Annotated in this window: 20 protein-coding genes; 6 read left to right on the top strand and 14 right to left on the bottom strand. The window is 60.5% G+C overall.

Translation table 11 applies throughout. The annotated features are described in order from the left end of the window. Positions 1-104 precede the first annotated feature (104 nt). Genes ACP7CZ_RS04680 through ACP7CZ_RS04670 form a run of 3 tightly spaced genes read left to right on the top strand, consistent with a single transcriptional unit; the run spans position 105 to position 3,678 of the window. Positions 105-2,006, top strand: a complete 1,902-nt coding sequence (locus tag ACP7CZ_RS04680; protein ID WP_054897713.1) for a sensor histidine kinase — start codon at positions 105-107, stop codon at positions 2,004-2,006. Beyond that, on the top strand, positions 2,003-3,340 hold the full coding sequence (locus ACP7CZ_RS04675) for a sigma-54-dependent transcriptional regulator (RefSeq protein ID WP_034126459.1): 1,338 nt from the start codon (positions 2,003-2,005) through the stop codon (positions 3,338-3,340). Before ACP7CZ_RS04680 ends, ACP7CZ_RS04675 begins: the two co-directional genes overlap by 4 nt. Next, the gene (locus tag ACP7CZ_RS04670; RefSeq protein ID WP_014717129.1) at positions 3,340-3,678 is read left to right on the top strand and encodes a GlpM family protein; all 339 of its coding nucleotides are present in this window, start codon (positions 3,340-3,342) and stop codon (positions 3,676-3,678) included. Before ACP7CZ_RS04675 ends, ACP7CZ_RS04670 begins: the two co-directional genes overlap by 1 nt. A gap of 139 nt (positions 3,679-3,817) precedes the next feature. On the opposite strand, the gene ACP7CZ_RS04665 is transcribed toward ACP7CZ_RS04670, so the two are convergent. The 6 genes from ACP7CZ_RS04665 to ACP7CZ_RS04640 form a co-directional block, all read right to left on the bottom strand. Next, a complete protein-coding gene (locus ACP7CZ_RS04665) occupies positions 3,818-5,215 on the bottom strand; it encodes a sigma-54-dependent transcriptional regulator (protein ID WP_034126458.1) in 1,398 nt (465 codons plus the stop codon). Then, positions 5,205-6,983, bottom strand: coding sequence for a sensor histidine kinase (locus ACP7CZ_RS04660; protein ID WP_057976061.1), 1,779 nt, complete (start codon positions 6,981-6,983; stop codon positions 5,205-5,207). The genes ACP7CZ_RS04665 and ACP7CZ_RS04660 overlap by 11 nt, the downstream gene beginning before the upstream one ends. Next, positions 6,983-8,107, bottom strand: a complete 1,125-nt coding sequence (locus ACP7CZ_RS04655) for a GNAT family N-acetyltransferase (RefSeq protein WP_057976063.1) — start codon at positions 8,105-8,107, stop codon at positions 6,983-6,985. The genes ACP7CZ_RS04660 and ACP7CZ_RS04655 overlap by 1 nt, the downstream gene beginning before the upstream one ends. Positions 8,108-8,272: 165 nt before the next feature. Further along, positions 8,273-9,121 carry an alpha/beta hydrolase gene (locus tag ACP7CZ_RS04650; RefSeq protein WP_057976065.1) on the bottom strand — a complete coding sequence of 283 codons (849 nt, stop codon included), beginning with the start codon at positions 9,119-9,121 and terminating at the stop codon, positions 8,273-8,275. Then, on the bottom strand, positions 9,118-10,512 hold the full coding sequence (locus ACP7CZ_RS04645; RefSeq protein ID WP_003188936.1) for an aspartate aminotransferase family protein: 1,395 nt from the start codon (positions 10,510-10,512) through the stop codon (positions 9,118-9,120). The genes ACP7CZ_RS04650 and ACP7CZ_RS04645 overlap by 4 nt, the downstream gene beginning before the upstream one ends. Continuing rightward, on the bottom strand, positions 10,505-11,209 hold the full coding sequence (locus ACP7CZ_RS04640; RefSeq protein WP_057976068.1) for an MtnX-like HAD-IB family phosphatase: 705 nt from the start codon (positions 11,207-11,209) through the stop codon (positions 10,505-10,507). The genes ACP7CZ_RS04645 and ACP7CZ_RS04640 overlap by 8 nt, the downstream gene beginning before the upstream one ends. 241 nt (positions 11,210-11,450) lie before the next feature. On the opposite strand from ACP7CZ_RS04640, the gene ACP7CZ_RS04635 reads away from it, so the two are divergent. Further along, entirely contained in the window at positions 11,451-12,221 is a 771-nt protein-coding gene (locus ACP7CZ_RS04635) for a MipA/OmpV family protein (protein WP_057976070.1), read from the top strand. Between the two features lie 131 nt (positions 12,222-12,352). On the opposite strand, the gene ACP7CZ_RS04630 is transcribed toward ACP7CZ_RS04635, so the two are convergent. The 5 genes from ACP7CZ_RS04630 to ACP7CZ_RS04610 all read right to left on the bottom strand — a co-directional run bounded on the left by ACP7CZ_RS04630 (position 12,353) and on the right by ACP7CZ_RS04610 (position 16,579). Beyond that, on the bottom strand, positions 12,353-12,757 hold the full coding sequence (locus ACP7CZ_RS04630; protein ID WP_034126452.1) for an EamA family transporter: 405 nt from the start codon (positions 12,755-12,757) through the stop codon (positions 12,353-12,355). After that, positions 12,754-13,134 carry an EamA family transporter gene (locus ACP7CZ_RS04625; RefSeq protein ID WP_003188930.1) on the bottom strand — a complete coding sequence of 127 codons (381 nt, stop codon included), beginning with the start codon at positions 13,132-13,134 and terminating at the stop codon, positions 12,754-12,756. The genes ACP7CZ_RS04630 and ACP7CZ_RS04625 overlap by 4 nt, the downstream gene beginning before the upstream one ends. Next, on the bottom strand, positions 13,131-14,051 hold the full coding sequence (locus ACP7CZ_RS04620) for an arginase (RefSeq protein ID WP_089041307.1): 921 nt from the start codon (positions 14,049-14,051) through the stop codon (positions 13,131-13,133). The genes ACP7CZ_RS04625 and ACP7CZ_RS04620 overlap by 4 nt, the downstream gene beginning before the upstream one ends. A 796-nt stretch (positions 14,052-14,847) precedes the next feature. Beyond that, positions 14,848-15,501 (bottom strand): DsbA family oxidoreductase, encoded by a 654-nt coding sequence (locus ACP7CZ_RS04615; protein WP_034126450.1) that lies wholly within the window; start codon positions 15,499-15,501, stop codon positions 14,848-14,850. Between the two features lie 58 nt (positions 15,502-15,559). Next, positions 15,560-16,579, bottom strand: coding sequence for an alpha/beta fold hydrolase (locus tag ACP7CZ_RS04610; RefSeq protein WP_034126527.1), 1,020 nt, complete (start codon positions 16,577-16,579; stop codon positions 15,560-15,562). Positions 16,580-16,761: 182 nt separating this feature from the next. Between ACP7CZ_RS04610 and metR the strand changes: the two genes are divergently transcribed. Then, on the top strand, positions 16,762-17,679 hold the full coding sequence (gene metR / locus ACP7CZ_RS04605) for a transcriptional regulator MetR (RefSeq protein ID WP_003188924.1): 918 nt from the start codon (positions 16,762-16,764) through the stop codon (positions 17,677-17,679). A 132-nt stretch (positions 17,680-17,811) separates the two neighbouring features. On the opposite strand, the gene ACP7CZ_RS04600 is transcribed toward metR, so the two are convergent. Further along, positions 17,812-18,312, bottom strand: a complete 501-nt coding sequence (locus tag ACP7CZ_RS04600) for a GNAT family N-acetyltransferase (protein WP_054897702.1) — start codon at positions 18,310-18,312, stop codon at positions 17,812-17,814. Next, the gene (locus tag ACP7CZ_RS04595; protein WP_034126447.1) at positions 18,309-18,719 is read right to left on the bottom strand and encodes an NUDIX hydrolase; all 411 of its coding nucleotides are present in this window, start codon (positions 18,717-18,719) and stop codon (positions 18,309-18,311) included. Before ACP7CZ_RS04595 ends, ACP7CZ_RS04600 begins: the two co-directional genes overlap by 4 nt. 197 nt (positions 18,720-18,916) lie before the next feature. Here ACP7CZ_RS04595 and ACP7CZ_RS04590 point away from each other — a divergent pair, with 197 nt between their 5' ends. Continuing rightward, entirely contained in the window at positions 18,917-23,098 is a 4,182-nt protein-coding gene (locus tag ACP7CZ_RS04590) for a hypothetical protein (RefSeq protein WP_294164159.1), read from the top strand. Here the strand turns inward: ACP7CZ_RS04590 and ACP7CZ_RS04585 are convergent, their stop codons facing one another. After that, positions 23,099-24,412, bottom strand: coding sequence for an HD domain-containing phosphohydrolase (locus tag ACP7CZ_RS04585; protein WP_054917582.1), 1,314 nt, complete (start codon positions 24,410-24,412; stop codon positions 23,099-23,101). It lies immediately after the preceding gene. Positions 24,413-24,478 lie beyond the last annotated feature (66 nt).

Raw genomic sequence — 24,478 nt, 5'->3', positions numbered from 1 at the left:
TCGGTGCAACTGTTACACCGAGGCGCCTGCATCGCCGGCAAGCCCGGCTCCCACACAAGCCCGCTCTTACACTGGCGAGAAGTAGCTGACCCAAGGCATCTGTGATGAAATGCGACCCCAATCAATATCGCGCCGCGCCGCCATCACTTGCCGTGAAGCCTCGTCTGATACGCCAACTGTTCCTGCCGCCGTTGATCATCGCCCTGATGGTCGGCCTGGGTTATATCGGCTTCTGGGTCAGTGACTACTACGGCATCCGCACCCTCAGCGACAATGGCGAACGCCAGTTGGAGCTGCACGCCCGCACCGTCGAAAGCGAACTGAGCAAGTACACCTACCTGCCCAGCCTGCTGGAGCTGGAGTCCAGTGTTTCCCAACTGCTCGCCGACCCGAACCAGGAAACCCGCAAGACGGTCAACGACTACCTCGAAGGCCTGAACCGCCGCAGTCGCAGCCGCGCCATCTATGTAATGGACACCACCGGCCGTGTGCTGGCCACCAGTAACTGGCGCGATGCCGACAGTTACCAAGGTGAGGACCTGTCCTTTCGCGCCTATTTCCAGAATGCTGTACGCGGCCAGCCCGGTCGTTTCTACGGCATCGGCAGCACCAACGGCGAACCCGGCTATTACCTGGCCCACGGCCTGGAAGAGCACGGCAAGATCATCGGCGTCGCCGTGGTCAAGGTGCGCCTCGAAGCCCTTGAAGAGCGCTGGCAACGTGCGCGCCTCGAAGCTTTCGTGAGCGATGAGAACGGCATCATTATTCTTTCCAGCGACCCCGCGCGTCGCCTCAAAGCTGTACGCCCGCTGAGCGATGACACCAAGGACCGCCTGGCCCACAGCCTGCAATATTACTGGGCGACGCTCAATGAACTGCAACCCCTGGCCCGTGAGCGCCTGAACGAAGGCACCGAGAAACTGACCTTCCCGGCCAACACCGAAGTGGTCAACGACCAGCACGCCGTCAGCTACCTGGCGCAAACCCGCCCGCTGAACGACACGCCGTGGAACTTCACCCTGCTCACCCCGCTCAACGACCTGCGCCGCGCCGCGATCAACCAGGGCATCCTGGTGGCCGTCGCATTTGGCCTGGTCGCCTTCCTGCTGATCGCCTGGAACGAACGGCGCAAGGTCATCGCCACCCGCCTCGCCGCACGGGAAGCCTTGCAGGAAGCCAACAGCCAGCTTGAGCGTCGGATTGCCGAACGCACCGCCGACCTGCGCGCCAGCAACGAACGGCTCAAGGGCCAGATTCGCGAACGACGCCAGGCCGAAGAAACCCTGCGCCACGCCCAGGACGAACTGGTGCAGGCCGGCAAACTCGCGGCCATCGGCCAGATGTCCACCAGCATCGCCCATGAACTGAATCAGCCGCTGGCAGCGCTGCGCACGCTGTCGGGCAACACCGTACGCTTCCTTGAGCGCGGCGCCCTGGACACTGCCAGCACCAACCTCAAGACCATCAACGAACTGATCGACCGCATGGGCCGCATCACCGCGAGCCTGCGCTCCTTTGCCCGGCGCGGTGACGACCAGGGCGAAGCCAGCCTCGGCAAGGCCGTGGACGCCGCGTTCCAGGTGCTCGGCGCGCGCCTGGACAGCCTGCCGTTGACCGTGCACCGTGACTTTGCCAACGCCCAATTGCAGATCGACCAGACCCGCCTGGAGCAGATCCTGGTCAACCTGATCGGTAACGCGCTCGATGCGATGCAGGCCCAAGCAGTGCCGCAACTGTGGCTGGAAGGCCAGAACGGCGATGGCAAATACCGCCTGTTGGTGCGTGATAATGGCCACGGCATCGACCCCGAGGCGCGCAAGCATTTGTTCGAACCCTTTTTTACCACCAAGCCCGGCGAACAAGGCCTGGGCTTGGGCCTGACCCTTTCCGCAAGCCTCGCGGCCGCCACAGGCGGTAGCCTTGCCGTGGAACATCCGGCCAATGGTGGTACCGCCTTTGTCCTGAACCTGCCATTGGTGGGCGCTCAACGAGCTGAGTCGACATGAATACACAAGCCCAAGACCTTACCGTCCTGATCGTCGAAGACGACCCCCATGTACTGCTCGGTTGCCAGCAAGCATTGGCGCTCGAAGACATCACTAGCGTCGGCGTGGGCAGCGCCGAAGAAGCGCTCAAGCGCATCGGCGAAAACTTTGCCGGCATCGTCATCAGCGATATCCGCCTGCCGGGCATCGATGGCCTGGAACTGCTGACCCGCCTCAAGGCCCTGGATAAAAGCCTGCCGGTGGTGTTGATCACCGGGCATGGCGATATCTCCATGGCGGTGGGCGCCATGCGTAACGGCGCCTACGACTTCATGGAGAAACCCTTCTCGCCCGAACGCCTGGTGGACGTGGCACGCCGCGCCCTGGAACAACGCGGGCTGGCGCGGGAAGTCTGGTCGCTACGCCGGCAACTGGCCGAACGCGACTCGCTGGAAGGCCGCATCATCGGCCGCTCGCCGGCCATGCAAAACCTGCGCGAACTGATTGCCAATGTCGCCGATACCTCGGCCAACGTGCTGATCGAAGGCGAGACCGGCACCGGCAAGGAACTGGTCGCGCGCTGCCTGCATGATTTCAGCCGGCGCCATACCCACCAGTTCGTCGCCCTCAACTGCGGTGGCCTGCCGGAAAACCTGTTTGAAAGCGAGATTTTCGGCCACGAGGCCAACGCCTTCACCGGCGCCGGCAAACGTCGCATCGGCAAGATCGAGCATGCCCATCAAGGCACGCTGTTCCTCGATGAAGTAGAGAGCATGCCGATCAACCTGCAGATCAAATTGCTGCGGGTGCTGCAAGAACGTACGTTGGAACGCCTGGGTTCGAACCAGAGCGTGGCGGTGGATTGCCGGGTAATCGCTGCCACCAAGTCCGACCTCGACGAGTTGAGCCGCGCCAGCCAGTTCCGCAGCGACCTGTACTACCGCCTCAACGTCGTCACCCTGGAACTGCCGCCTTTGCGCGAACGGCGCGAAGACATCCTGCAACTGTTCGAACACTTCCTGCAGCAATCGTCGCTACGCTTCGACCGGGCGGTGCCGGAGCTGGACAACCAGACCCTATCCAGCCTGATGAGCCACGACTGGCCAGGCAACGTGCGTGAGCTGCGCAACGTCGCCGAACGTTTCGCCCTCGGCCTGCCCGCCTTCAAGAAAAGCGGCGCCGGCAGCGGCAACCAAGGGGTTGCCTTTACCGAGGCGGTGGAAGCCTTTGAGCGCAACCTACTCAACGATGCCCTGCAACGCAGCGGCGGGAACCTGACCCAGGCCAGCCAGGAACTGGGGATGGCCAAGACCACCCTGTTCGACAAGGTCAAGAAATACGGGTTGAGTCACTGATGGATCTGTTCCTGAAGGCTGCACTTGGCGCCGCAGTGGTGCTGATCCTGGCGGCGCTGGCCAAGACCAGAAACTATTACATCGCAGGCTTGGTGCCGCTGTTTCCCACTTTTGCGCTGATCGCCCATTACATCGTCGGCAAAGGCCGAACGGTTGCGGACTTGAAGACCACGATCCTGTTCGGGATGTGGTCGATCATTCCGTACTTTGTGTATTTGGCGACGCTGTATGTGATGGTCGATCGGCTGCGGTTGGAGGCATCGCTGGCAGTCGCCGCCGTGGCCTGGTTGATGGCCGCGACGGTGTTGGTCAGCGTGTGGGTACGCCTGCACACCTGACGCAACACGGCAGATCGTTCCCACGCTGCCGCGTGGGAATGCAGCCAAGGACGCTCCGCGTCCACACGCGTGACGCAGAGCGTCACCAGAGGCACTCCCACGTGGAGCGTGGGAGCGATCATGAGTTACCACACTCAGATCAGCGCACGATCTTGTCGACCTGAATCCCCAGCTTCTTCAGGCGATACCAGAAGCTCCTTTCGGAAATCCCGATCCGCTGCGCCGCCGCGGCCTGCACCCCATTGCTCTCCTGCAGCGCCGCAAGAATATAGGCTTTCTCCACTTCGGCCAGCGCCGCATCCAGATCCCGCGGCACGCCTGGGCCGTCGCTGAGGATCGCGGTCACATCACCCTCGCTCGGTGTGGAAGCAAACAAATACCCGGGCAAATCAATATCCTCGATCACCGATGAAGCCGCCACGATGGTTGCGCGCTCCACGCAGTTTTGCAGCTCGCGGATATTGCCCGGCCAGTGATACGCAGCCATGGCCTGCAACGCCTCGGGGCTGAAACCGGTGATACGTTTGCCAGTGGTGGCGCTCAAAGTGTGAGCGAAGTGGCGCGCCAGGGGCGCGATGTCTTCCACGCGTTCGCGCAACGACGGCAACGGAATCGGAAAGACATTGAGGCGGTAATACAGGTCTTCGCGAAACTCCTTGGCCGCCACCGCATCCAGCAGGTTCTTGTTGGTGGCGGCAATTACTCGTACATCCACCTTGCGCTCGCGGGGGTCGCCTACCGGCTCGATAACCCTCTCCTGCAAGGCGCGCAGAATCTTGGCCTGCAACGCCAAGGGCATATCACCGACTTCATCCAGAAACAGCGTGCCCTTGTCGGCCTGCATGAAGCGCCCTACCCGGTCAGCCACGGCGCCGGTGAACGCGCCTTTGCGATGGCCGAACATTTCGCTTTCCAACAAGCCTTCAGGAATGGCTGCGCAATTGACCGCCACGAAGGGTTGGTCGGCACGGCTGCCATGCTTGTGGATGGCGCGGGCGACCATTTCCTTGCCAGTGCCGCTTTCGCCGGTCAGCAGGATAGTAGCGTTGCTGTCACGCACCGAATCCACCGCCTGGAGCACTTGGCGAAACGCCGGACTGTCGCCCACCAGGCTGTCGAACTGAGCATGCTCGTCCAGCTCGGCGCGCATGCGCGCGTTGTCGCGCATGATGTCGCGAAATTGCAGGGCCTTGGCCACGGTGATGTCCAGCTCGTCGATGTCGAACGGCTTGGCAATGTAGTCATAGGCACCGTTACGCATCGACTGCACGGCGTTTTTCACCGTGCTGTAGGCCGTCATCACGATTACCGGCAAAGTCGGATAACGCACCTTGATCTCGGCCAGCAACGCCGGCCCGTCCATGCCCGGCATGCGCCAGTCGCTGATGACCAGGTCGATGTCCTCCTCCCCCAGCACCTTGAGCGCATGCAGGCCATTGCCCGCGCTGAACACCTGGATGCCGTTCTGGCTCAAGGCCTGGGTCAGCAGATCACAGAGCTTGGGCTCGTCGTCGACCACCAATACGTTATGCGTCATGCCCGTCCTCATCTTCACCGTCGTCTTCACCGTCAGCCGGAATGTACAGGCTGAAGGTCGCGCCGGCATCTTTCTCACTGGCGCATTCGATGCTGCCGTCGTGACTTTCCATGATCGAATAGACTTTGGCCAGGCCCAGGCCTGTGCCCGAGGCCTTGGTGGTGACGAATGGCGTGAAGATGCGCTCCACCATGTCCGCCGGGATGCCTTCGCCGGTATCGGCGATGCTGATCACAGTGTTGTCGCCCACGCTGCGAATGCCCAGGGTCAGGCGCCCGCCGTCGGGCATCGCGTCGACGGCGTTGAGAATCAGGTTGAGACAGGCCTGTTTGAGCTGCTTGGCATCGGCGTAGATCGTCGCGCCAGGCGCTTGGTCGTCGATCTGCGCGTCAATGCGATGGCTACTCAGCTCCGGGCCGCAGAAACCGAGGATTTCTTCCACCAGGGCGCGTGCCGGTTGCTGCACGCGTATCGGCGGGTTGGGCTTGGCGAAATCGAGGAACTCGGTAATCAGCTCGTTGATGCGGCTGACTTCGCTGATGACATATTCCAGGTGACGCTTGTCGGTTTCCGCAAGGTCAGCGCGCCGATGCAACAGTTGGGTGGCGGTCTTGATGATGCCCAGTGGGTTGCGAATTTCGTGAGCCAGGCCCATGGCGACTTCACCCAGGGCATGCAAGCGGTCACGCCGACGCAGTTGGGCTTCCAGGTGATGCAACTCGCCCAGGCGTTCGGTCATGTGGTTGAAGGTGCTGCTCAATTGCGCCAGTTCGTCACCGCCACTGACCACCACACGGTGCGCATAACTGCCCGAGATCACCGCATCCACGCCTTGGGACAAATCGCGCAGGGGCTTGGTCAGGCGCCGCGACACCAACAACCCGGCCGCCAGTGACAGCGCCGAGCTGACCAGGAAGATCAGCACGAACAAGTTGCTCTGGTTCACCAACCCCACCAGGCTGGTATGGCGTAGCAGGCCGCTGAAGATCACGCCTTGCAACTCGCCGGCATCATTGAAAATCGGCCAATACAAACCGCTGTACTGGTTAGTGAACTGCTCGCTGGGCTGCTTGGTGCTGCGCAGGTAGGCCTCGACATTCTTGGGGATGCGCGAGGGGTGATTGGCGAAGCGCTGGGTGGAAAATATTTCGGAAAAACCGGCAGGGTTGGCCAGGTACAAACGCAGGTCGAGGGAATGCACATCGGCCACGCTGGTGAGAAAACTGCTGTCCAGGTAAGTGGCGACCAGCAACAGGTAATCAACGCCGTCACGGCTGGTTTCGAAGGTGGACACCACAAGGCCCGTGCTCACGCCGGCGACTTGCACGGTTTGCAGCACCGCGTTGCTGGTGAGGTTGATCTGCCTGACGATGTCATCGGCGGCCGTGCTGAACATCACTTTACGGTCGCTGGTGCGGATCAGCGCGACCACGTCGATATCGGTGGCATCGGCAATGTCGGCGGTGAGCCGGTCATGCTTCTCGGCATTTTTGGACGACGGCGGGCTGGTATAGCGCAGGAACAGCTTGGCCATGCGCGCGTTGTCGTGAAGGATGTCGCCGATTTCGTCCTTGACGATCTTGGTCGACTCTTGCAGCCAGATACGCACGTTGCTGTCGAAAATCTGCGACAGCGTGGTGGCAGCCAGCTCAGCCGCGATCATGGTGGGAATCACGCTGACCAGCCAGAACGCCAGCACCAGCTTGCGCTGGACGCTCCAACGCGAGATGGCAAAGGGGCGGGCTTTCTGGCGGGTCTTGGTAATCATCAGGTTTCGCTTATCGCAGCAGCCATGGCAGGGTCGGAACGATCCGGTCGAATAAACAGTTTTACAAGCTTGAGCAGGCCGTTGACCAGCCGGTTACGGTGGCGGAAGAACAGGCTGTTGCCCTCGAACTCGCACCCCAGGCGCAGTTTACTGGCATACCCGGCCTGGCCGCACTCGTACACCGGAATACGGTGTTCAATACAATAGTCGACATTGGTCAACCAACTGCGGAAGTACAGGTTGTACTCGCGGCTGAACGCAAGGTCATGGCCAAAGAACTTGTCCACCAGCCGATGCTCATCCAGCAGGATAAGGTTGAACGCCACCAAGCGCTCGTCCACCCAGTACAGAACACAGACCGCCCGCTCGTGCAGGTGTTCGAGCACGCCCGTGAAGTAACCGGCGGGCAGGCGTTCGAACTGCAAGTCTGCGCGCGCGAGCGTGGCTTCATACAGGCGCATGACCTCGGGCAGCACGTCATCGATATTACGCCGCCACTCGACCCGCGGCCCTGGTGCGCGCAGTTTGCGGCGCAGGTCCTTGCGCGTGGATTTGCCCAGCGAACCCAGGTAGGCATCCACCGAGCCATAAGGCAGCGGCAACACCCCCGTGGGCAAGCTGGGCATGCTTTGAAAACCTGCGGCAAGGCAGCTCTGGGTCCAATGCGGGTCGTTGGTGGGCGCATCCTTGACCGCCAGCAAGCCGATACCGAGCGCGTCGGCATCGCTGCGCGCAGCCTCCAGTAACTGCTGCAACAGCAACGGGCGCCGGGATTCGGGCACATGGCTGGCGACACCGGCATCACAGCGTTCAGCCACCGGCGAACCGATGGCGTACAACGCCAATTGCAAAACGCCAGGCCACAGCTGCTCCAGGCGCTCGGTCAAGCGCTTGCCGGCCCCCGACACCGTGGTGTCGAGGCGATAATGGGTGACGAACGCGGCAGCCACGGCCACCAGCGTTTGATTCTCGAAGACCGCGAGGTAACGCCACTGAAAGTCATCGATCGCGGCGTTTTCCACGGCCAGGTAATAGTCCCAATCCTCCAGGGCACCGGGAAAACAGTCGTTCCAGGCATCGCGCTGGATAGCCCGGATGGTCGGGAAGGCTTGGGTGGTTATCACAGTTTTTCCTTATCAACACCGTTCTACTGTAGGAGCGAGCTTGCTGTGGCGAGGGAGCTTGCTCCCGCTCGACTGCGCAGCAGTCGCAGGCTTTTGGGGGTGCTTCGCACCCCAGCGCAAGCAAGCTTGCTCGCCACAGCAAGCTCGCTCCTACAAGTAAACTAATCACGCCACACGATTGAGTTGCACTGCGTGCTGCTCGACAAACTTGGCACTCAACTCGATCACCCGCCGGTACTGCAAATCGACCGTGATCATGTGGTAGCAGTTGTCCAACAGGATCTTGGTCACCGGCCCGCCGAGGTGGCGCTCCACGTAATCGGCGTTCCAGCGGCTGGTGATGTCGTCCTCGATGGAGTGCAGCACCAGCGCCGGCACCTTGATCTGGGGCATGCGCTTCTTGACCACGGCGTTCATGCGGTGCAGCTCGCGCACGGTGATGCCTTCCATGGTCAGCAACCCCGCCTCACTGCTCTCGCCTTCCTTCATCTGCCGCTCGACGATGGCCCGCAGGCGCTCGTTCTTGATGCCGTAGGGCGGCTTCTCTTCGAAGCTGCAAATGTGTACGCCGAATGGAATCTTCATCAGCAACGGCGTGAGGAACGCCAGCTTGTTGATGCTCCAACCGTCGTACTTCAAGGTGGTGGAATACATCAGCAACCCGGCGACTTGCCCAGGATGTTCGGACGCCACATACATCGACATCACCGCGCCCATCGACAAGCCACCGACAAACACCTGCCCGTGGCGTTGCTTGACCTGTACGAAGGTCTTGCGCACGCCTTCGTACCAGTCCCTCCAGCCGGTGGCCTGCAGGTCGCTGTTGTCGCCGCAGTGCCCCGCCAGTGTGGGCACATACACCGTGCAGTTGCCTGCCTTGGCCAGGCCCTTGGCGACCTGGCGCAATTCAGTCGGTGTGCCGGTCAGGCCGTGGATCAATAGGATCCCGACCGGACCATCACCGAGAACGAAACCGGCAGTGCCTTCACCGAGGTCGATCCCTTGAGCATTCACCGCGTGGTCGCTCGCACCAGCAGTTGCTCGAGCAACTTCAGGCCCAGATCGATTTCCGGGTAGCTGATTTCCAGGGACGGCGCCAGGGTGATCACGTTCTTGTAGTAACCGCCTACGTCGAGGATCAGCCCGAGTTTCTGGCCGTCTACCAGCATGTCGCCTTTCATGCCTTCTTCGACCATGTAGTCCAGGGTCGCCTTGTCCGGGGTGAAGCCATCCGGGCCGCAGATTTCGCAGCGCAACGCCAGGCCCAGGCCGTCCACATCGCCGATGATCGGGAAGCGTTTTTGCAAGTCTTGCAGGCCTTCCAGGAAGTATTTGCCCTTGGCCATGACCATGGCGCCGTAGTCGACTTCGCTGGTCATCTTGAACATTTCCAGGCCGACGGCGGTGCCCAGCGGGTTGGAGGCGAAGGTGGAGTGAGTCGAACCTGGCGGGAACACCTTCGGGTTGATCAACTCTTCACGGGCCCAGATACCGCCCAACGGGTTGAGGCCATTGGTCAGCGCCTTGCCGAACACGATCACGTCCGGCTGCACGTCGAAGTGCTCGATCGACCAGAGTTTACCGGTGCGGTAGAAGCCCATCTGGATTTCATCGGACACCATCAGGATGCCGTGCTGATCCAGGACGTGCTTGAGTTCGCGGTAGAAGTTCATCGGCGGGATCACGTAGCCGCCAGTGCCCTGGATCGGCTCGACGTAGAAGGCTGCGTATTCGCACTGGTTGGTCTTAGGGTCCCAGACGCCGTTGTATTCGGTCTCGAACAGGCGGGCGAACTGCTGCACGCAATGGCTGCCGTACTCTTCCTTGGTCATGCCCTTCGGGCCACGGAAGTGGTAAGGAAAGGGAATGAAGTTGGCGCGCTCGCCAAAGTGGCCGTAGCGACGACGATAGCGGAAGCTGGAGGTGATCGACGAGGCGCCGAGGGTGCGGCCGTGGTAACCGCCTTCGAAGGCGAACATCAGGCTTTTGCCGTTGCTGGCGTTGCGCACCACTTTCAGGGAGTCTTCGATCGACTGCGAGCCGCCGACGTTGAAGTGCACACGGCCGTCGAGGCCGAACTTGTTCTTGGCATCGACCGCGATCATTTCCGACAGCTCGATCTTGCCTTTGTGCAGGTACTGGCTGGCGATTTGCGGCAGCGTGTCGATCTGCTTTTTCAGCGCGTTGTTCAAGCGCGGGTTGGCATAGCCGAAGTTGACGGCCGAGTACCACATTTGCAGGTCGAGGTAGGCCTGGTCTTCGGTGTCCCACACATAAGAGCCTTCGCAGCGGCTGAAAATACGCGGCGGCTCGATGTAGTGAACGGTGTCGCCGTAGGAGCAATACTTGGCTTCTTTATCCAGAAGCACCTGGTCTTCGGCGGTAGCGATACGGATATCAGACATGATGGAAGAGTTCCTGATTGTCAGAAGAGGTGTTGAAGGTGGTGGCGTTGGCGGCGAGGCCTTGTGGCAGCTTGGCCAGCAACGCCGGCACTTGCGCAAAGGTGTCGAAGCGCGCATGAGGAATCTGGTGGGCGACGCAGTAGTCGGCGAGGCTGCCCTTGGCGAACACGAAGTCGGCGGTGGAGGCCACGCACATGTCGGACTTGCCGTCGCCGATCACCAGCACGCGCTTGTTGCGCGGCGTGGATCTGCACTTGCAGTTGCCGGCAGCAGCGCGACAGGCATCGCTGGCATACGGGAAGTCGATGCGCCAGCTGTCCTGGTCAACCTGGCGCAGGCGGTTGGCGAGGATCGGCAGCAGGGTCACGTAGTTGCGCGAAAGGATGCGGGCAATGCCCTGCTCGAGGCCGTCGCTGACCACTTCGATGGAAGCACCCAGGCCCATGACGTGATCGACGAAATCCGGGAAGTCCGGGTCGATCTCGACACTGTCAAAGTACGCCAGCAGTTCAGCCGGGGTGGCCTTGATCAGCGCCAGTTGGCGGCTCAGGCATTCGCGTGAACCGATATGCCCATCCATCCATTCCTGCTCAATGGTTTCCCACTCGGGGCCGGCGAAGCGTTGGAGGACGTTGTCGATGACATCCGTGGGAGTAATGGTCCCGTCGAAGTCACACACGATATGCCAGTTGATCATCTGCCTTTCCTTTAGGTAAAGGGCCTTGGAGGAGCGCGCTGTATGCGCTTGCCAAGGGATAGAGCAGGGACTGTGCCAACTGGCGAAAACCCCGCAGGGCTGGGGGTTAGGGCGAAATGCGCGGTGATAGGTGTCGCGGGAGCTACAATTTTTGTAGCTTGCTACAAACAACATGAGTGCTTGCGCAGGCGCGTCGGTTTGCGCGTTCATGCGCGCCTGTCCACCTTCAGGAAACGTCCCCATGTCCAAGCTCGCTGCTGCTGTATTCACCGGTTTACTTGGAGGGTGGGGCCTTTGCAGTGCCGCGTGGGCAGAAGGCATCACGGGCGACGTGGGCGTGGGCCTCAGCTATCAGCCCCACGACCCCAGCGGCAGCCGCTACGAAACCCGGCCTGTGCCTTACCTGGACCTGGATTGGGGTGACGTCAGCCTGAGTACCGATGACGGCCTTACCTGGAGCGCCCTGGATACCCACGGCCTTACCGCTGGCCCCTATATCAACTACCTGCCGGGGCGTACCTCCAACGGCGAATTGCAGGGCCTGCGCAACGTGTCGGACATGGCCGAGGTGGGCGGTTTCGTCCAATATGCCCCGGCCAATTTCTGGCGGGTCTACGCGCAATTGGGCCAGGCCGTGGGCGGCGGGCATTCCCAGAGCGGCGCCCTGGGTAAAATCGGCGGCGAACTGGGTTACCCCGTGGGTGGCGGGATTATCGGCAGCAATAGCCTGGTTGCGCATTTTGCCGATGCGCGCCAGACCAATACCTTCTTCGGCGTGGACAACAACGAAGCTGTCGCTTCAGGCTTGCGGCCTTATAACGCGAGCGGGGGCTTCCAGAACGTGACGCTGAGCCAAAGCTTCGCCTTCCCCCTGGCGCCCCATTGGTCGCTGCTGACCAGCGCCAGCTGGGTACACCTGGTGGGGTCGGCGGCCAAGAGCAGCATCGTCAAGGAGGCTGGCCATGTGAATCAGGGCCAGGTGCAGACGGCGATCAGCTACACCTTTGACTGAATCACCTGGGAGCAAAATGTGGGAGCGGGCTTGCTCGCGAAAGCAGTGTGTCAGTCACCCGATACTTCACTGATCCACCGCATTCGCGAGCACGCCCGCTCCCACAATGGGCCTGTGTTTCATATCTATCTTCAGTGTTCTTCGCCCTCAGCCAACAGTGCGATACCACCTATAATTACCACCACGCCCACCCAATGCAACACGCTGATGTGCTCCCCCAACCCCAGCCAAGAGCCCAGCAGCACCGCCACGAACACCAGCGAACTCAGCGGAAACGCCAGGGACAAACTGCTACGCCGCAGGATCAGCATCCACACAAAAAACGCACCCAGATAGCTGGCAATCGCCGCCAGAATCCCCGGGTTGCGCGCCACGTCCGCCAGCCATTGCCAACTGAAGTCCATCGGCCCCAACTGATCGCCGGCCACCTTGGTGAACAACTGCCCGGCGCTTTCGGTGGCGATCAGCAGTGCCCATAGCACCAGGGTGCCAACACGCCCGTGCAGCCAGCCGGTATTGATTGTTTGCGTTGTCATGCCTGATTCCCCGCGATCGCTACCAACATCACACCTAAAGTAATCACCAGCGTGCCCAGCCAACGACGCCGACTGACGGTCTCCTTGAGCACCACCCTGCCTGCCAGTACCACCAGGCAATAGGCCAACGCCGCCAGCGGAAACAGCAGACTCAAGGGCGCACGGGACAGCGCTTCGAGCCACACAAAAAACTCAATCACGTAGGCGCCGACGCCGGCCCACAACAGCGGCGCATTGAACACCTGGCCCCAGAACGCACGCAGGCGAAAACCGCCATCGAGTTGCGGCAAACGGTCCACGCCCAATTTGAAACACAGCTGGCCAATCACATCGAGGACGATGGAAAACGCCAGTAACAACACCACGGTCAGGGTCACGGGAACAGTTCCTCAAACAGGTCGATCAAGGCTTCATTGGTTGCCGCATTACGCTGCAAGTCTTGCGGGCTCCAGCGCTCCGGTGGCGGCTGGTCGGACTTGGCTTCCCAGCGCTTGAACGCGTTGCTGAATGCCGGCGTAGCGAACTCACCGCAGACGTCGATGCCAATGATGCGTTTACCCGCCGCCAACGCCCGCAGGGCCTGGAGCAAATGGGTCAGGCGCATGCCGCCCTGGTCCCAGTTGGTGGCGGCGTCTTCACTGGCGAGCACATCTTTGTCGATGGTGATCCAGATCGCCTCGGTGGGCAGGCTGGCAATCATCTGGTCGAGGAAGGCGCCCCAATCCAGGTCCGCCAGGTTGCGCCAGTGCAGGTGGTTTTCCTGTTGCTGGTGGCCGGCGCCGTCCCCCACCCGGCCCCAGACCTTGGACGGCGGATGCTGCCAGGGAAACAGCTGCAAACGCCCGCACTTGAGGGCGCCAAGGTTGCCGCCGCGCAGTTGCGGGTTATGCAGGTCATCGCTGCACGGGCCGAGGGTGACGATGCGTTGGATCGCTGGCATCTTCAGCGCCCGGTTGACCCACGAACCACAGTGCCGCTTGGGCGCAAAGCGCACCCAGTCTGGGTGGTTGTCAAAGTGAATCAGGCTGACGGGCTCTTTGAGGTCTGCCAAAAACGCCGGCGTAAGGTGGTGATAATCCCCGGAACCGACAAACAGGATTTCCGGACGCGCGTCACGGGGCCGTGGCCGTTGGGCCAGGCGCTCGACGAAACGCTTCCAGGTTTTTTCGGTGGACCACAAACGCAATTTCGGGCCCAGGTCCAGCAGGTCCAGGCGCGTGGCCCGACCGCTGGCCAACCGCAGGGCAATCGGTGCCTGGCCGGTGAGGCTGTGGTCAAGGTCAAGAATATTCAAGGTAAGTTTCACCCCTAATGGCAGTGCCCAACCGCAGGCCGGTTGGGCTTTAGGGGGGTAATGCAAGGGATGGGCCAGCGCTTCTCTTAATACCGACACAGATCAAATGTGGGAGCTGGCTTGCCTGCGATGGCCATAGGTCTTCACACAACTTTGTGAGTTGTAACAGCAGACGCTAACCACGATGCGAAGCGAGTCGCTCTTGCTCTTGCTCTGCTTTTGATCTTAAGCGCCCCGTTAAACCACGCTGGCCGAACGCAGGCTTGAATTCGTGGGTAACCCGGCAGGACGCCGGGTTAGCCGCCCCGCGCCATGGATGGCGCGGGGCGGCGGCCCACGGATTCAAGCCTGCGTTCGGGCACACCGAGCCTAAGCGAGGTGCCGAGTGGTGGGGCAAGAGCGTTTTGCTTACTTTTGCGCTTTTCAAAAGTGAGCCGCTGTCAGAGCGGAACCCTAAGTGGCCGTTACCGCAGCAATGGATATGTACACGGTCCAACTGTGTCGCCTGTCAGGCCGCCTTCGCGAGCAAGCCCGCTCCCACAGTTTGATCGCGGGGTGTCAGGTAGATAGGCATTGGCTGGTAGGCCGCCATCGCAGGCAAGCCAGCTCCCACATTTGAATCGCGGGGTGTCAGGTAGCTAGGCGCCGGCTGTCAGTCCGTCACGGGAGCAAGCTCCCTCGCCACAGGTCCAGCGTCACACCAAAGCTGTGTAGATACCTATGCTGCGATGGCGGTGTGTCAGCCAACTCATTCGCAACTGACAGCCAGCTCCCACATTTTGCTGCATGCCCGGCCTCAGGATTTCGATTCGTTGATGATCTGGCGAATCGCGCCGACGAAGGCTTCCGCCGGTTGCCCACCGCTCACCGCATATTGGTCATTGAAGACAATGGTCGGCACCGAACTCACCCCACGAGAAACCCACAGCTGTTCCTGCTCGCGGACTTCGGCGGCGTACTCATCGCTGGCAAGAATCTCGGCGGCGCGCGCAATGTCCAGCCCTACGCTCTCGGCGATGATCGCCAGGGTCGCGTGGTCGGAAGGGTCCTGGCCATCGCTGAAATACGCCTTGAACAGCGCTTCCTTGAGGTTGTATTGCAAACCTTCCAACCCGGCCCAATGCAACAGGCGGTGCGCGTCGAAGGTGTTGTAGATACGGCTCTGGCCGTCGGTGCGGAACGCAAAGCCCAATGCGGCGCCCATGTCGCGGATACGCGCACGATTAGCCTGGGACTCTTCAGCCGTGGAGCCGTATTTTTCAGTGATGTGCTCGACGATGTTCTGACCGATGGCGGGCATGTTCGGGTTCAGTTCGAACGGCTGGAAATGAATCTCGGCCTGCACTTCGCTGCCGAGCTGGTCGAGGGCTTCGGTCAGGCCGCGCAGGCCGATGATGCACCAGGGGCAGGATACGTCGCTGACGAAATCGATTTTCAGGGGAGTACTCATGGTGGGCAACCTCGCGTGCAGTCATGCGTATACATAAAGGTTGCACGATACACCACCTTCACAGCACCTTCGAAGGCTCGCTCAAATCGATCTGCGCCCAGTGCGCGGCATCCTGGCGATGGGCTTGCAGGTAAGGCAACACCGCCGCCAGCAAGGGCGCCTTGAACGCTTCCTGAAAACGGTGGGCCAGGCCGGGAATCAATTTCAACTGGCTGCCCTGGATATGCGCAGCCAGGTGCACGCCGTGCATTACCGGCAGCAAAGGGTCGGCGGTGCCGTGGACGACCAACGCAGGCACGCGCAGTTGGTTGAGCAAGGGCACACGGCTTGGCTCGGCCAGGATTGCCATGATCTGGCGCTTCACGCCTTCGGGGTTGAAGGCGCGGTCATAGGACAGCGCCGCCTGGTGCAACAACGCCTGGCGATCGTCCTTGATATCCGGGCTGCCCAACGCCGCGAGCAAATCCGCCTGTTGCTCCAGCGCCACCTCACGGTTGGGCGCGCTGCGTCGCGACAGCAATTGCACCAGCGCTGCGTTCGGTGCGGGGAGGCCCTCGGCGCCTGAGCTGGTCATGATCAGGGTCAGGCTTTCCACGCGCTGTGGCGCCATGGCCGCCAGGTGTTGAGCGATCATGCCGCCCATGCTCGCGCCGAGTACGTGAAATTGCTGCACCTGCAGCGCGTCCATCAAACCCAGGGCGTCATCGGCCATATCGGTCAAGGTGTAGGGCGCGGCCACCGGCAGGCCGAGCTTGTAGCGCAGCACTTCGAAGGTCAGGTTGGCGCTCGCCGGCGCCTGCCGCCAGGTGGACAGGCCGACGTCGCGGTTGTCGTAGCGAATCACCCGAAAGCCTTGTTCGCACAGGGCCACCACCACTTCGTCCGGCCAGTGGATCAACTGCCCGCCCAGGCCCATTACCAGCAGCAACGCAGGGTCGGACGCACGGCCGATACTTTGATAGGCGATGCTCACCTGAGCCAGGTCGACCGTTTGGGTCGGGACATTGACATCACATCGAGACGCCGCAAAAGACGGCAGGCCGAACAGTAGAGCGGCCACTAAAAACAACGCACGCATGAAAAACACCAAAACGCAGAACCCCAGTAGAGCGCGAGTCTGATGAAGTTTGTTCAAGCGCGCTGCCACAGTTCGATGACAGTTTGATGAAGAGCGCCCAGTGGTCATGGTCGACACGCCCCACAACATGAGACAAAATCAAGCATTCCGTATTCGTCGCAAATTTTCTTCATGGAGCGCCTGTGCTCGAAATCCGTCACTTGAAAACCCTGCACGCCTTGCGCGAAGCCGACAGCCTGGTGGAAGCCGCCGAACGCCTGCACCTGACCCAGTCCGCCCTCTCCCATCAGTTCAAAGAACTGGAAGAGCGCCTGGGCATGCCGCTGTTCGTGCGCAAGACCAAACCGGTGCGCTTCACCAGCGCCGGCCTACGCCTGCTGCAATTGGCCGACGCCACCCTGCCGTTGTTGCGCGGTGCCGAGCGCGATATTGCGCGGCTGGCCGGGGGCACCGCCGGGCGCTTGCACATGGCGATCGAATGCCACAGTTGTTTCCAGTGGCTGATGCCGACCATCGACCAGTTCCGCGATGCCTGGCCGGAAGTCGAGCTGGACCTGGCCTCGGGCTTTGCCTTCGCGCCGCTGCCGGCCCTGGCCCGTGGCGACCTGGACCTGGTGGTGACCTCCGACCCGCTGGAACTGCCGGGTATCACCTACGTGCCGCTGTTCACCTACGAAGCCATGCTGGCGGTGGCCAACCAGCACGCGTTGGCGAACAAGTCCTACATCGTGCCGGAAGACCTGCTGACAGAAACCCTGATCACCTACCCGGTGGAACGTGACCGCCTGGACATCTTCACCCGCTTCCTGGAACCGGCCGACGTTGAACCGGCCCAGGTGCGGACTTCGGAGCTGACCGTGATGATGATGCAACTGGTGGCCAGCGGCCGTGGGGTGTGCGGTATGCCCCACTGGGCGCTGCATGAATACAGCTCACGCGGGTATGTGAAGGCCAAGCGGTTGGGTGAGAAGGGTTTGTTCGCCACCTTGTATGCGGGCATTCGTGCCGACATGCTGGATGCACCTTATATGCGCGACTTCTTGCTGACGGCCAAGGACACCTCGTTTTCCACCTTGGATGGCGTAAGCGCGGTGCGTTGAGCGGGCTCTGAGTGTGCGGGCGAGTGCCGATCGTTCCCACGCTCTGCGTGGGAATGCCGCCAAGGACGCTCTGCGTCCACGTGGTGACGCGGAGCGTCACGGGATGCGTGCCCACGCAGAGCGTTGGAACGATCAATGTAGCTCGCGCCACATGTGGATCTTGTCGAAGTATTCGACGCCTACCCGCACGGCCAGTGGCTCCAGGCCGTACTGAATGAAACCGCAGCGCTGGTAGAGCGCAAAGGCCGCGTCATTGCCGGCGGTGACGGTCAGCTGGATCAGTTTGAGGCGCGGGTGGCGGCGGGCTTCTTCCAGTGCGGCTTGCACCAGCTGCCGCCCCAGCCCTTGCTGTTGATAAGCCTCGGTCACGTACATGCCGAACAAGGTCACCTTGTGCCGCGCCTTTTCGCGAGGCTCGTAGGCCAGGCCGACGATGCCGGCCAGTCGCGCCCCATCAAAGCCGCCCAACAGGCAATCCAGCGGGCTGTCGAGACGCTTTTCCCACCAGCTCAATGGCATCGAGGCGCGCTCCGCGACACTGGACGTGAACGCTTGCGGGTACGCGCCATAGGCCTCGAGCATCAATGCCCGATAGGCTTGCGCATCGTCGGCGTCCAGCGGGCGAATCATCATGCGGTAGCCAGCGAATCACGATAGAACGGCAGGATCAAATCGCGCGTCAATGGCGCCAGATGCAAGTCACCTTCGCCCATGGGATCGATCCAGCACACCTCTTCAATCTCTGCTGCAGGGGTGACGGCGACGTCGACCTGCACCTTGAACAACTCCGCCTCTACGGTAAAACCCGGTTCGTTGGCCGCGGGTGCCGAGAACTGGCCAAGATAGACGGCTTGGCTCGGATCAACGCGCAGGTTCAGCTCCTCGTGCAACTCACGGACGAGCGCCTCGGCAGGTTGCTCGCCGGCGTCGATTTTGCCGCCCGGTTGCATGAAAGCCAGGGTATCGCGCTTGCGCACAAGCAGGGTTTGACCGTCGCCACGGACCAACAGCGCGGCTGCAATGCGGATAGTCTTGGACATGGAAGGCCCTCTCTCGGATTGAAAAGCGGCCAAGGATCCCACGCGCATTCTGCACACGCAACTCGCGAGTGCAGGGCGATTTTTTCCGACATACATACACCGCAGGGTCCAGTTTCGGCCACCCTAAACTCGCAAACTCATATTCAGCAGGGCTCGCTGCACCTCGGTGCGCCGCGCTCTTTTATAAGAGTTTACTCATGCACAATTCATTGCCCACCCTCAAAGAATCATCCACTGACGAACCACAACCGCTGCCGGCCGACAGCACGTCAACCCCTACCGTGCAACCGATGACGCTTGCGGTCGTGCCGCCGGCTTCACTTTCTGCCGAAGAACAACTGGCTTACCTCACCCGTGAACTCGACAAACTCAATGCACAGACCTCTGAGCTGGTAAGGCGACAGCCGAGTGTCGGCCGCGTGTACCAGCAGCAATCGGCCGAGATGTTTCCCGATGCACATCTGCCCATCAATCCCAACCAGATTTTTTATAGCCGCTATCGCGAAGACCAGGAAGGACAAAAGCACCTGCTGTCCTGCGAACCACTGGGCTCGCTGCTGGCCACCTTACGCGCGCCTGGCGCAGAGTCTTATCTGACCCAGGAGAGCGGCGCCTTCTACCGCGAATGCAACACCCTGGACACCGATAAAATCCTCTCTGCCAATGCCTCGACGACAACCCTGGCCGCCAGGCTGGAAATAGCCATCACGTTGAGCCTGAATACATTCTGGGGGGCTGGCGAGCCCTCCCAACCCAACACGGAGGAGCAATTGGTCGCATTGCGCCGACAAGTGCTAGCCCATCAACTGGCATTGCGCTCGGTGGACGGCACGTTGTCGGCGCATGCACGGACGCTGGCGCAGAACGTGCTCAAGTACCCAAGTGCTGCGGCACGTGAACAGGTGTTTACCGTCGACAACAGGCCCACGGTGTACCGACTGGCCCTGGAGAATGGCAGTGAATTCGCCGGCGCATTCATTCTGACCCCCACGGGCACGACGCCTCTGACGGGCAAAGTGATGCTCTATAGCCCAAGCGAGGAGTTTGAGGAGTTTGAAAACCTGGCGCGTTTGAATGACACCGTCGCAGCCCGCATACAAGACGGCGCAGCGCCAGGCAAGCTGTTGATCGCAAGCCTGCCGACAGCCGCTCGTACCGCGCTGAGCGGCTTGCCCGTACTGACGACGGCCCCGTCCCAGATAGACGCTGACGTGATTGCTGACAGTGTCCGCGCATTGCGAGTCAGGCAACATTTCTCCGTTCGCGAAGCCTTGCGCAGGGAGACGTTGCCCTCCACAGGCGAGCTCGACCTGGCCGCAGACCTGACGCCACAGTGGGATGTCGCTAATGCTTTTATGGTGCGCAATCTACGCCTGTTGACGGCCGAACCCGCATGGTTGAAAACCTCCGGCGAGCAAGACCAGGCTCGGTACAGGCAACTGGAACAAGAACTGATCGACAGCAATGAGGAACTCACACCTCATCTTGAGAGAATCTTGACACTGGAGGCGTTCTCCCAACAGGAGACCGACAAGGTGCTGAAAAAACAGAAACCTGTGTATGCCAACCTTGATATTGACCCTTATAGAAGCCTGGTTCATCTGCGCGTCACAACGTCCTCCCGGTCGGCCGAGATGACCGGGTATCGTAACGAGGAAGCCACCATTGTCTACATCAGCGAAGACCGCAAGATCAATATCCCGCAGTGCCTGCCAGGCAAAAAACTGACGTGGGGCACCTGGCGTACCCAAACCGTGGTGGATCTGCGCACACTGGGAAGTTATACCCAACGTAATGTCGACCCATGGTCGGTGCATGGCATACATAGAACGATCAGTGCCACCGCCAACATTATTGACACAGCCGGCAACCCTCACGGAAAACTTGGCAACGATGATTTGCGCGCACTCGCAACAGAAGCTGACATTGGCCAAAAATACGATACGTATCTGCGGTCAACCTTCTCGCTGAGCAGCGGGACAAGCAGCTTCGCTACAGTCTGGCAGCGCGCCAACGCGGCAAAAATGAATAAGGACGCGCTTGAGAACCGTCTCAACCCTGACGCAGCCAAACTGTTTACGTTCCAGACGCCAGGCAGTGGGTTTGACTGGATAAAAGCTGTCACTGAACACCCTGATTCAACCACCCGCCCCCGAGTCAGCGAATTCGAGATAGAGGTCAACCTGCTGGTATTGGGCGCCGCGCAAGAGAGGGGCCAAGGCGGGCAGGTCATGCATCGTGTCCTGGTCATTCATCGAAAAGGCACCAAGCCTGACGGGGTCAGTGTGCTGTATACCCCGGATGCACCAGATGGCGTTGCCTTCCGGGAGCTGACCAAGGGGCTGGTGGAGCTGGACACGCTGAAAGCAAAACCGGAATGGCAGGCCTATTTCACTTCCCAGATGGCCACTAAGGATACGAAAGAGATCACACGGATCTTCAACGATACGCGCAGTGTGTACCGCTATACCTTGACGCCGATAACCGGCAATTTCCACGCATACCTGTATTCGGCGCAACTGGGTTTTCAACTCGCGCACGCCGACTACCGTTCACGGAGCAATGCGCAAATTTTCCGCGAATCGGCAGTAAACGCCTTTATGTTCGGGGTGGAAACCGCCGATTTTCTGCTCGGGTTGATACCCGGCAAAACCGCCCTGTCGTTTTTGCGCCGAGCTATCAACCGCGGATTAGGCGTGGCCAAGCAGCTGGGGCGGCGCATTCCGGGGCTGGCCAGTAAAGTCGGTACGGACAGGAGCACCGCCATTGTACTGACGGGTGCCTCCCTCCGCCCGTTGGAACCCGCCTGGGTCAATGTGATGCCGTATCGGTTGCCTGAGCAAATAGAGCCGTTCTTTGACGTAGTGGAGTTTGCCAACACCCACCGATACAGACTGTCGCGCCAGTCGGGCCGCGCACCGTGTTTTTTTGATAAACACAATAACCAGTTCATCGCGATGCGCGACCCAACAGGCCGCTATCACCTGTATCAGTCCTATGTAGAAGACGGCGCACGCTATGTAAAAGACCCGGCAGGTCACCACGTGGACTTTATGGTCGTACCGGGAGACGCAAAGAGCTGGAAGCCCCGTTTCGAACGAAACGCTGTGGGCGGAGGTTCCGTTCTGGGTGCCCTGCGTCCTCTCACCCCTGAACAGCAAGTGGATGCGGACCTGATCGCGGCGATGCGGCTTTTTGCAACAGAAGGGGAAATGCGGGATTTCGTGCGCGTCATAGAACAAACCGACGCTTCCCTGAAGCTCGATTTGATCACTCGCGCCCGACAACAGCTTGGCACCCTGGATGAAGCTGAATTTCGCCGCTGGATGTCGAACTCGAAAAGCTTGAGCCGAGCCAATCAAGAGAGGTTACGTAGTTCCCTGTTAAACCTGCGGCTCGAACTGGCCACGGTTGAACATATACACCTGTCGACACAACATTTTGCGCAACCCCTGTCTGCGCGGGACAAGGAAGAACTGTTTAAAAAAGTCAAAAGGCTCATTGGCAAAAACGAGAACCTCGACAAACAAATCAGAACATCGATTGCCGTTGCCGACCCCGATACTGGCGCACAATTTGTCGGGTACGCCATCACCCACAAACACCAGCATGCGATGGATAAATTCGCAGCAAAATATGAACTTTATACTTGGCGGGATGCTGCACTGAAAGTGTTTGCATACAAGCCCGAACACCTCGTACATATTAATCAACTCGCCTCAGATCTCGGAATTACACGCCAGGAAGCGATACGTCGATTCTTATTGCTGCCTGAGACAAAAAGCACCCTGGATGCCTTCATGACGGAGACCTTCAAGGCCAAACTCGCCAAGCTTCAAGTCACCTCCTTTTCAGAGGATTTCAAAAAATCCGGTATTCCCTATATCGCCCTATCCCGAGGCCAGCATGGGGCAGATACTGGCGTAGCGATGGTAGACAGTAGAGATGTCACAGCATTCGAAAAAGCCCTGCCCAAGTTTGCAACGCCTCTGGAGTTTGAAGTCCCCCGCGTTCAAACCCATAGAGTTGAAAGGCCAGCGCCGGCGCTGCCTGTCGGGCCGGAAGTCGTGCCCACTCGCGATCCGCACATCAACATCGTGAAGCTGGATGAACTGGCGCAAACCCAGAAAAAACTCCTGCCCACCCCCGCCACCGCCAAACTTGAGGAGATCACCCAGGATATCCAAGCCGGTCGCCTCAGCCGCAAGCGAATAGGCAACTTCACCTACGTCGATCTCCCCCAGGTGCAGCCCGGCACAGGCCGTGGTCTTTGGCGCGTGGCAATTGAACAAAACGGCAAAGAAGGTGGCAAAGATGTCTACATCATCAGGGGTATCTTTGATTACCACGCCAACAAGCACGTAGCCTGGGGCGTATAACTACAGGAGGGGCGGCACCTCGTCCGGCGCCCTGATAAACACACTGTACTTGGCGCCCTCCATCGCCTCGAACGCGATCAGCTTGTCCACCAGCGGCAGGTTCAGCACCTTGCCGGCATTGAGCAATAACATGCCGTTGTCGGCATTGAGGTTGCGCGCCAGCACCATGCCGGCTTCCAGCTCACGGGTGGAGAGGACTTTTACCGTCGGATCACCCAGGGTCACATCGCTGAGGAAGGTGGCGCAGGCTTGCACGAAATCTTCCACCAACGCCGGGTCATACAGGCGCCCGGCGTACTTGCGGATATACAACAGCGCCTCGTCGCTGTTGAGGTGCCGCTCCAGGATCAGGCCTTTCTGCAATTCGATAAAGTCCACCGCCAGCTTCAGCAGCCGTGAACCGGGCGGGATGGTATCGCCCTTGAGGTGGTCGGGAAACCCCGTGCCGTCCCAACGCTCCTGGTGATGGCGAATGATCCGCGCCGCATCCTTCATCGGCTCCAGGGTCATCAGCAGCGACTCGCTTTGCCCCGGATATTCACGGTACAAGCCGCGGTCGGTGCTGTGCAGCTTGTCCGACGGTGCAACCATCATGCTGTCGGTCCAGCTCAACTTGCCGATGTTGTACAACGCGGCGGCCATGGTCAGGTCACGGGTGCTGGATTCGTCCATGGACTGGGCGGCGCAATACACCCGGATCAACTCGATCAACGCACGGTTGGTCTGTTTGTCCTTGGGCAAGCGCAGGTTGGCCAACAGCGAAAACACTTCGGTCCCGGTCACGTAGCTGCGCTTGAGCTCATCGTAGGCCAGGTCGAGCATGTCGGCGGTTTGTTGCAACTCGGCGGTACGCGCCGCCACGCGTTTTTCCAGGGTGGCGTTGAGCAGCTTGAGCTGTTCGGTCTGGTCTCGGGCCAGGCGTTCAAGGCGTTGGTGCTCGAGGGTTTGCTGCAACACCAGTTGCAACTCTTCGTCGTTCCAGGGTTTGCTGATGTAGCGGTGGATCTGCCCGTCGTTGATCGCCTTGATGATGGTGGTGAGGTCGGCGTAGCCGGTGAGCAGGATGCGGCTGGTGGCGGGATACAGGCGGTGGACCTCGGCCAGCAGCGTGGCGCCGTCCATGCCGGGCATGCGCGCATCGCTCATCACCAGATCGATAGGCCGGGTCGCCATGATCTCCAGCGCCTGGGCGCCGCTGGTGGCCAATACCACCTCATAGGGCTGGCCGCGCAACAGGCGGCGCAGGCTGTTAAGGATCGACTCTTCATCGTCGACCAGCAAAACAGCGGACTTCGTAGCGAGTTGTTCATCCATGGCGACTCTGCCTTCAAATTAAACGAAGTTAGGCTAAATTGAATCCGCGCAATACAAAGCGCGATT

This window comes from Pseudomonas sp. DWP2-2 (assembly GCF_049897065.1).
GTDB classification, from domain to species: domain Bacteria; phylum Pseudomonadota; class Gammaproteobacteria; order Pseudomonadales; family Pseudomonadaceae; genus Aquipseudomonas; species Aquipseudomonas paracarnis.
The sequence above is the reverse complement of the archived record's forward strand: the minus strand, read 5'-3'. Positions and strand labels throughout refer to the sequence as shown.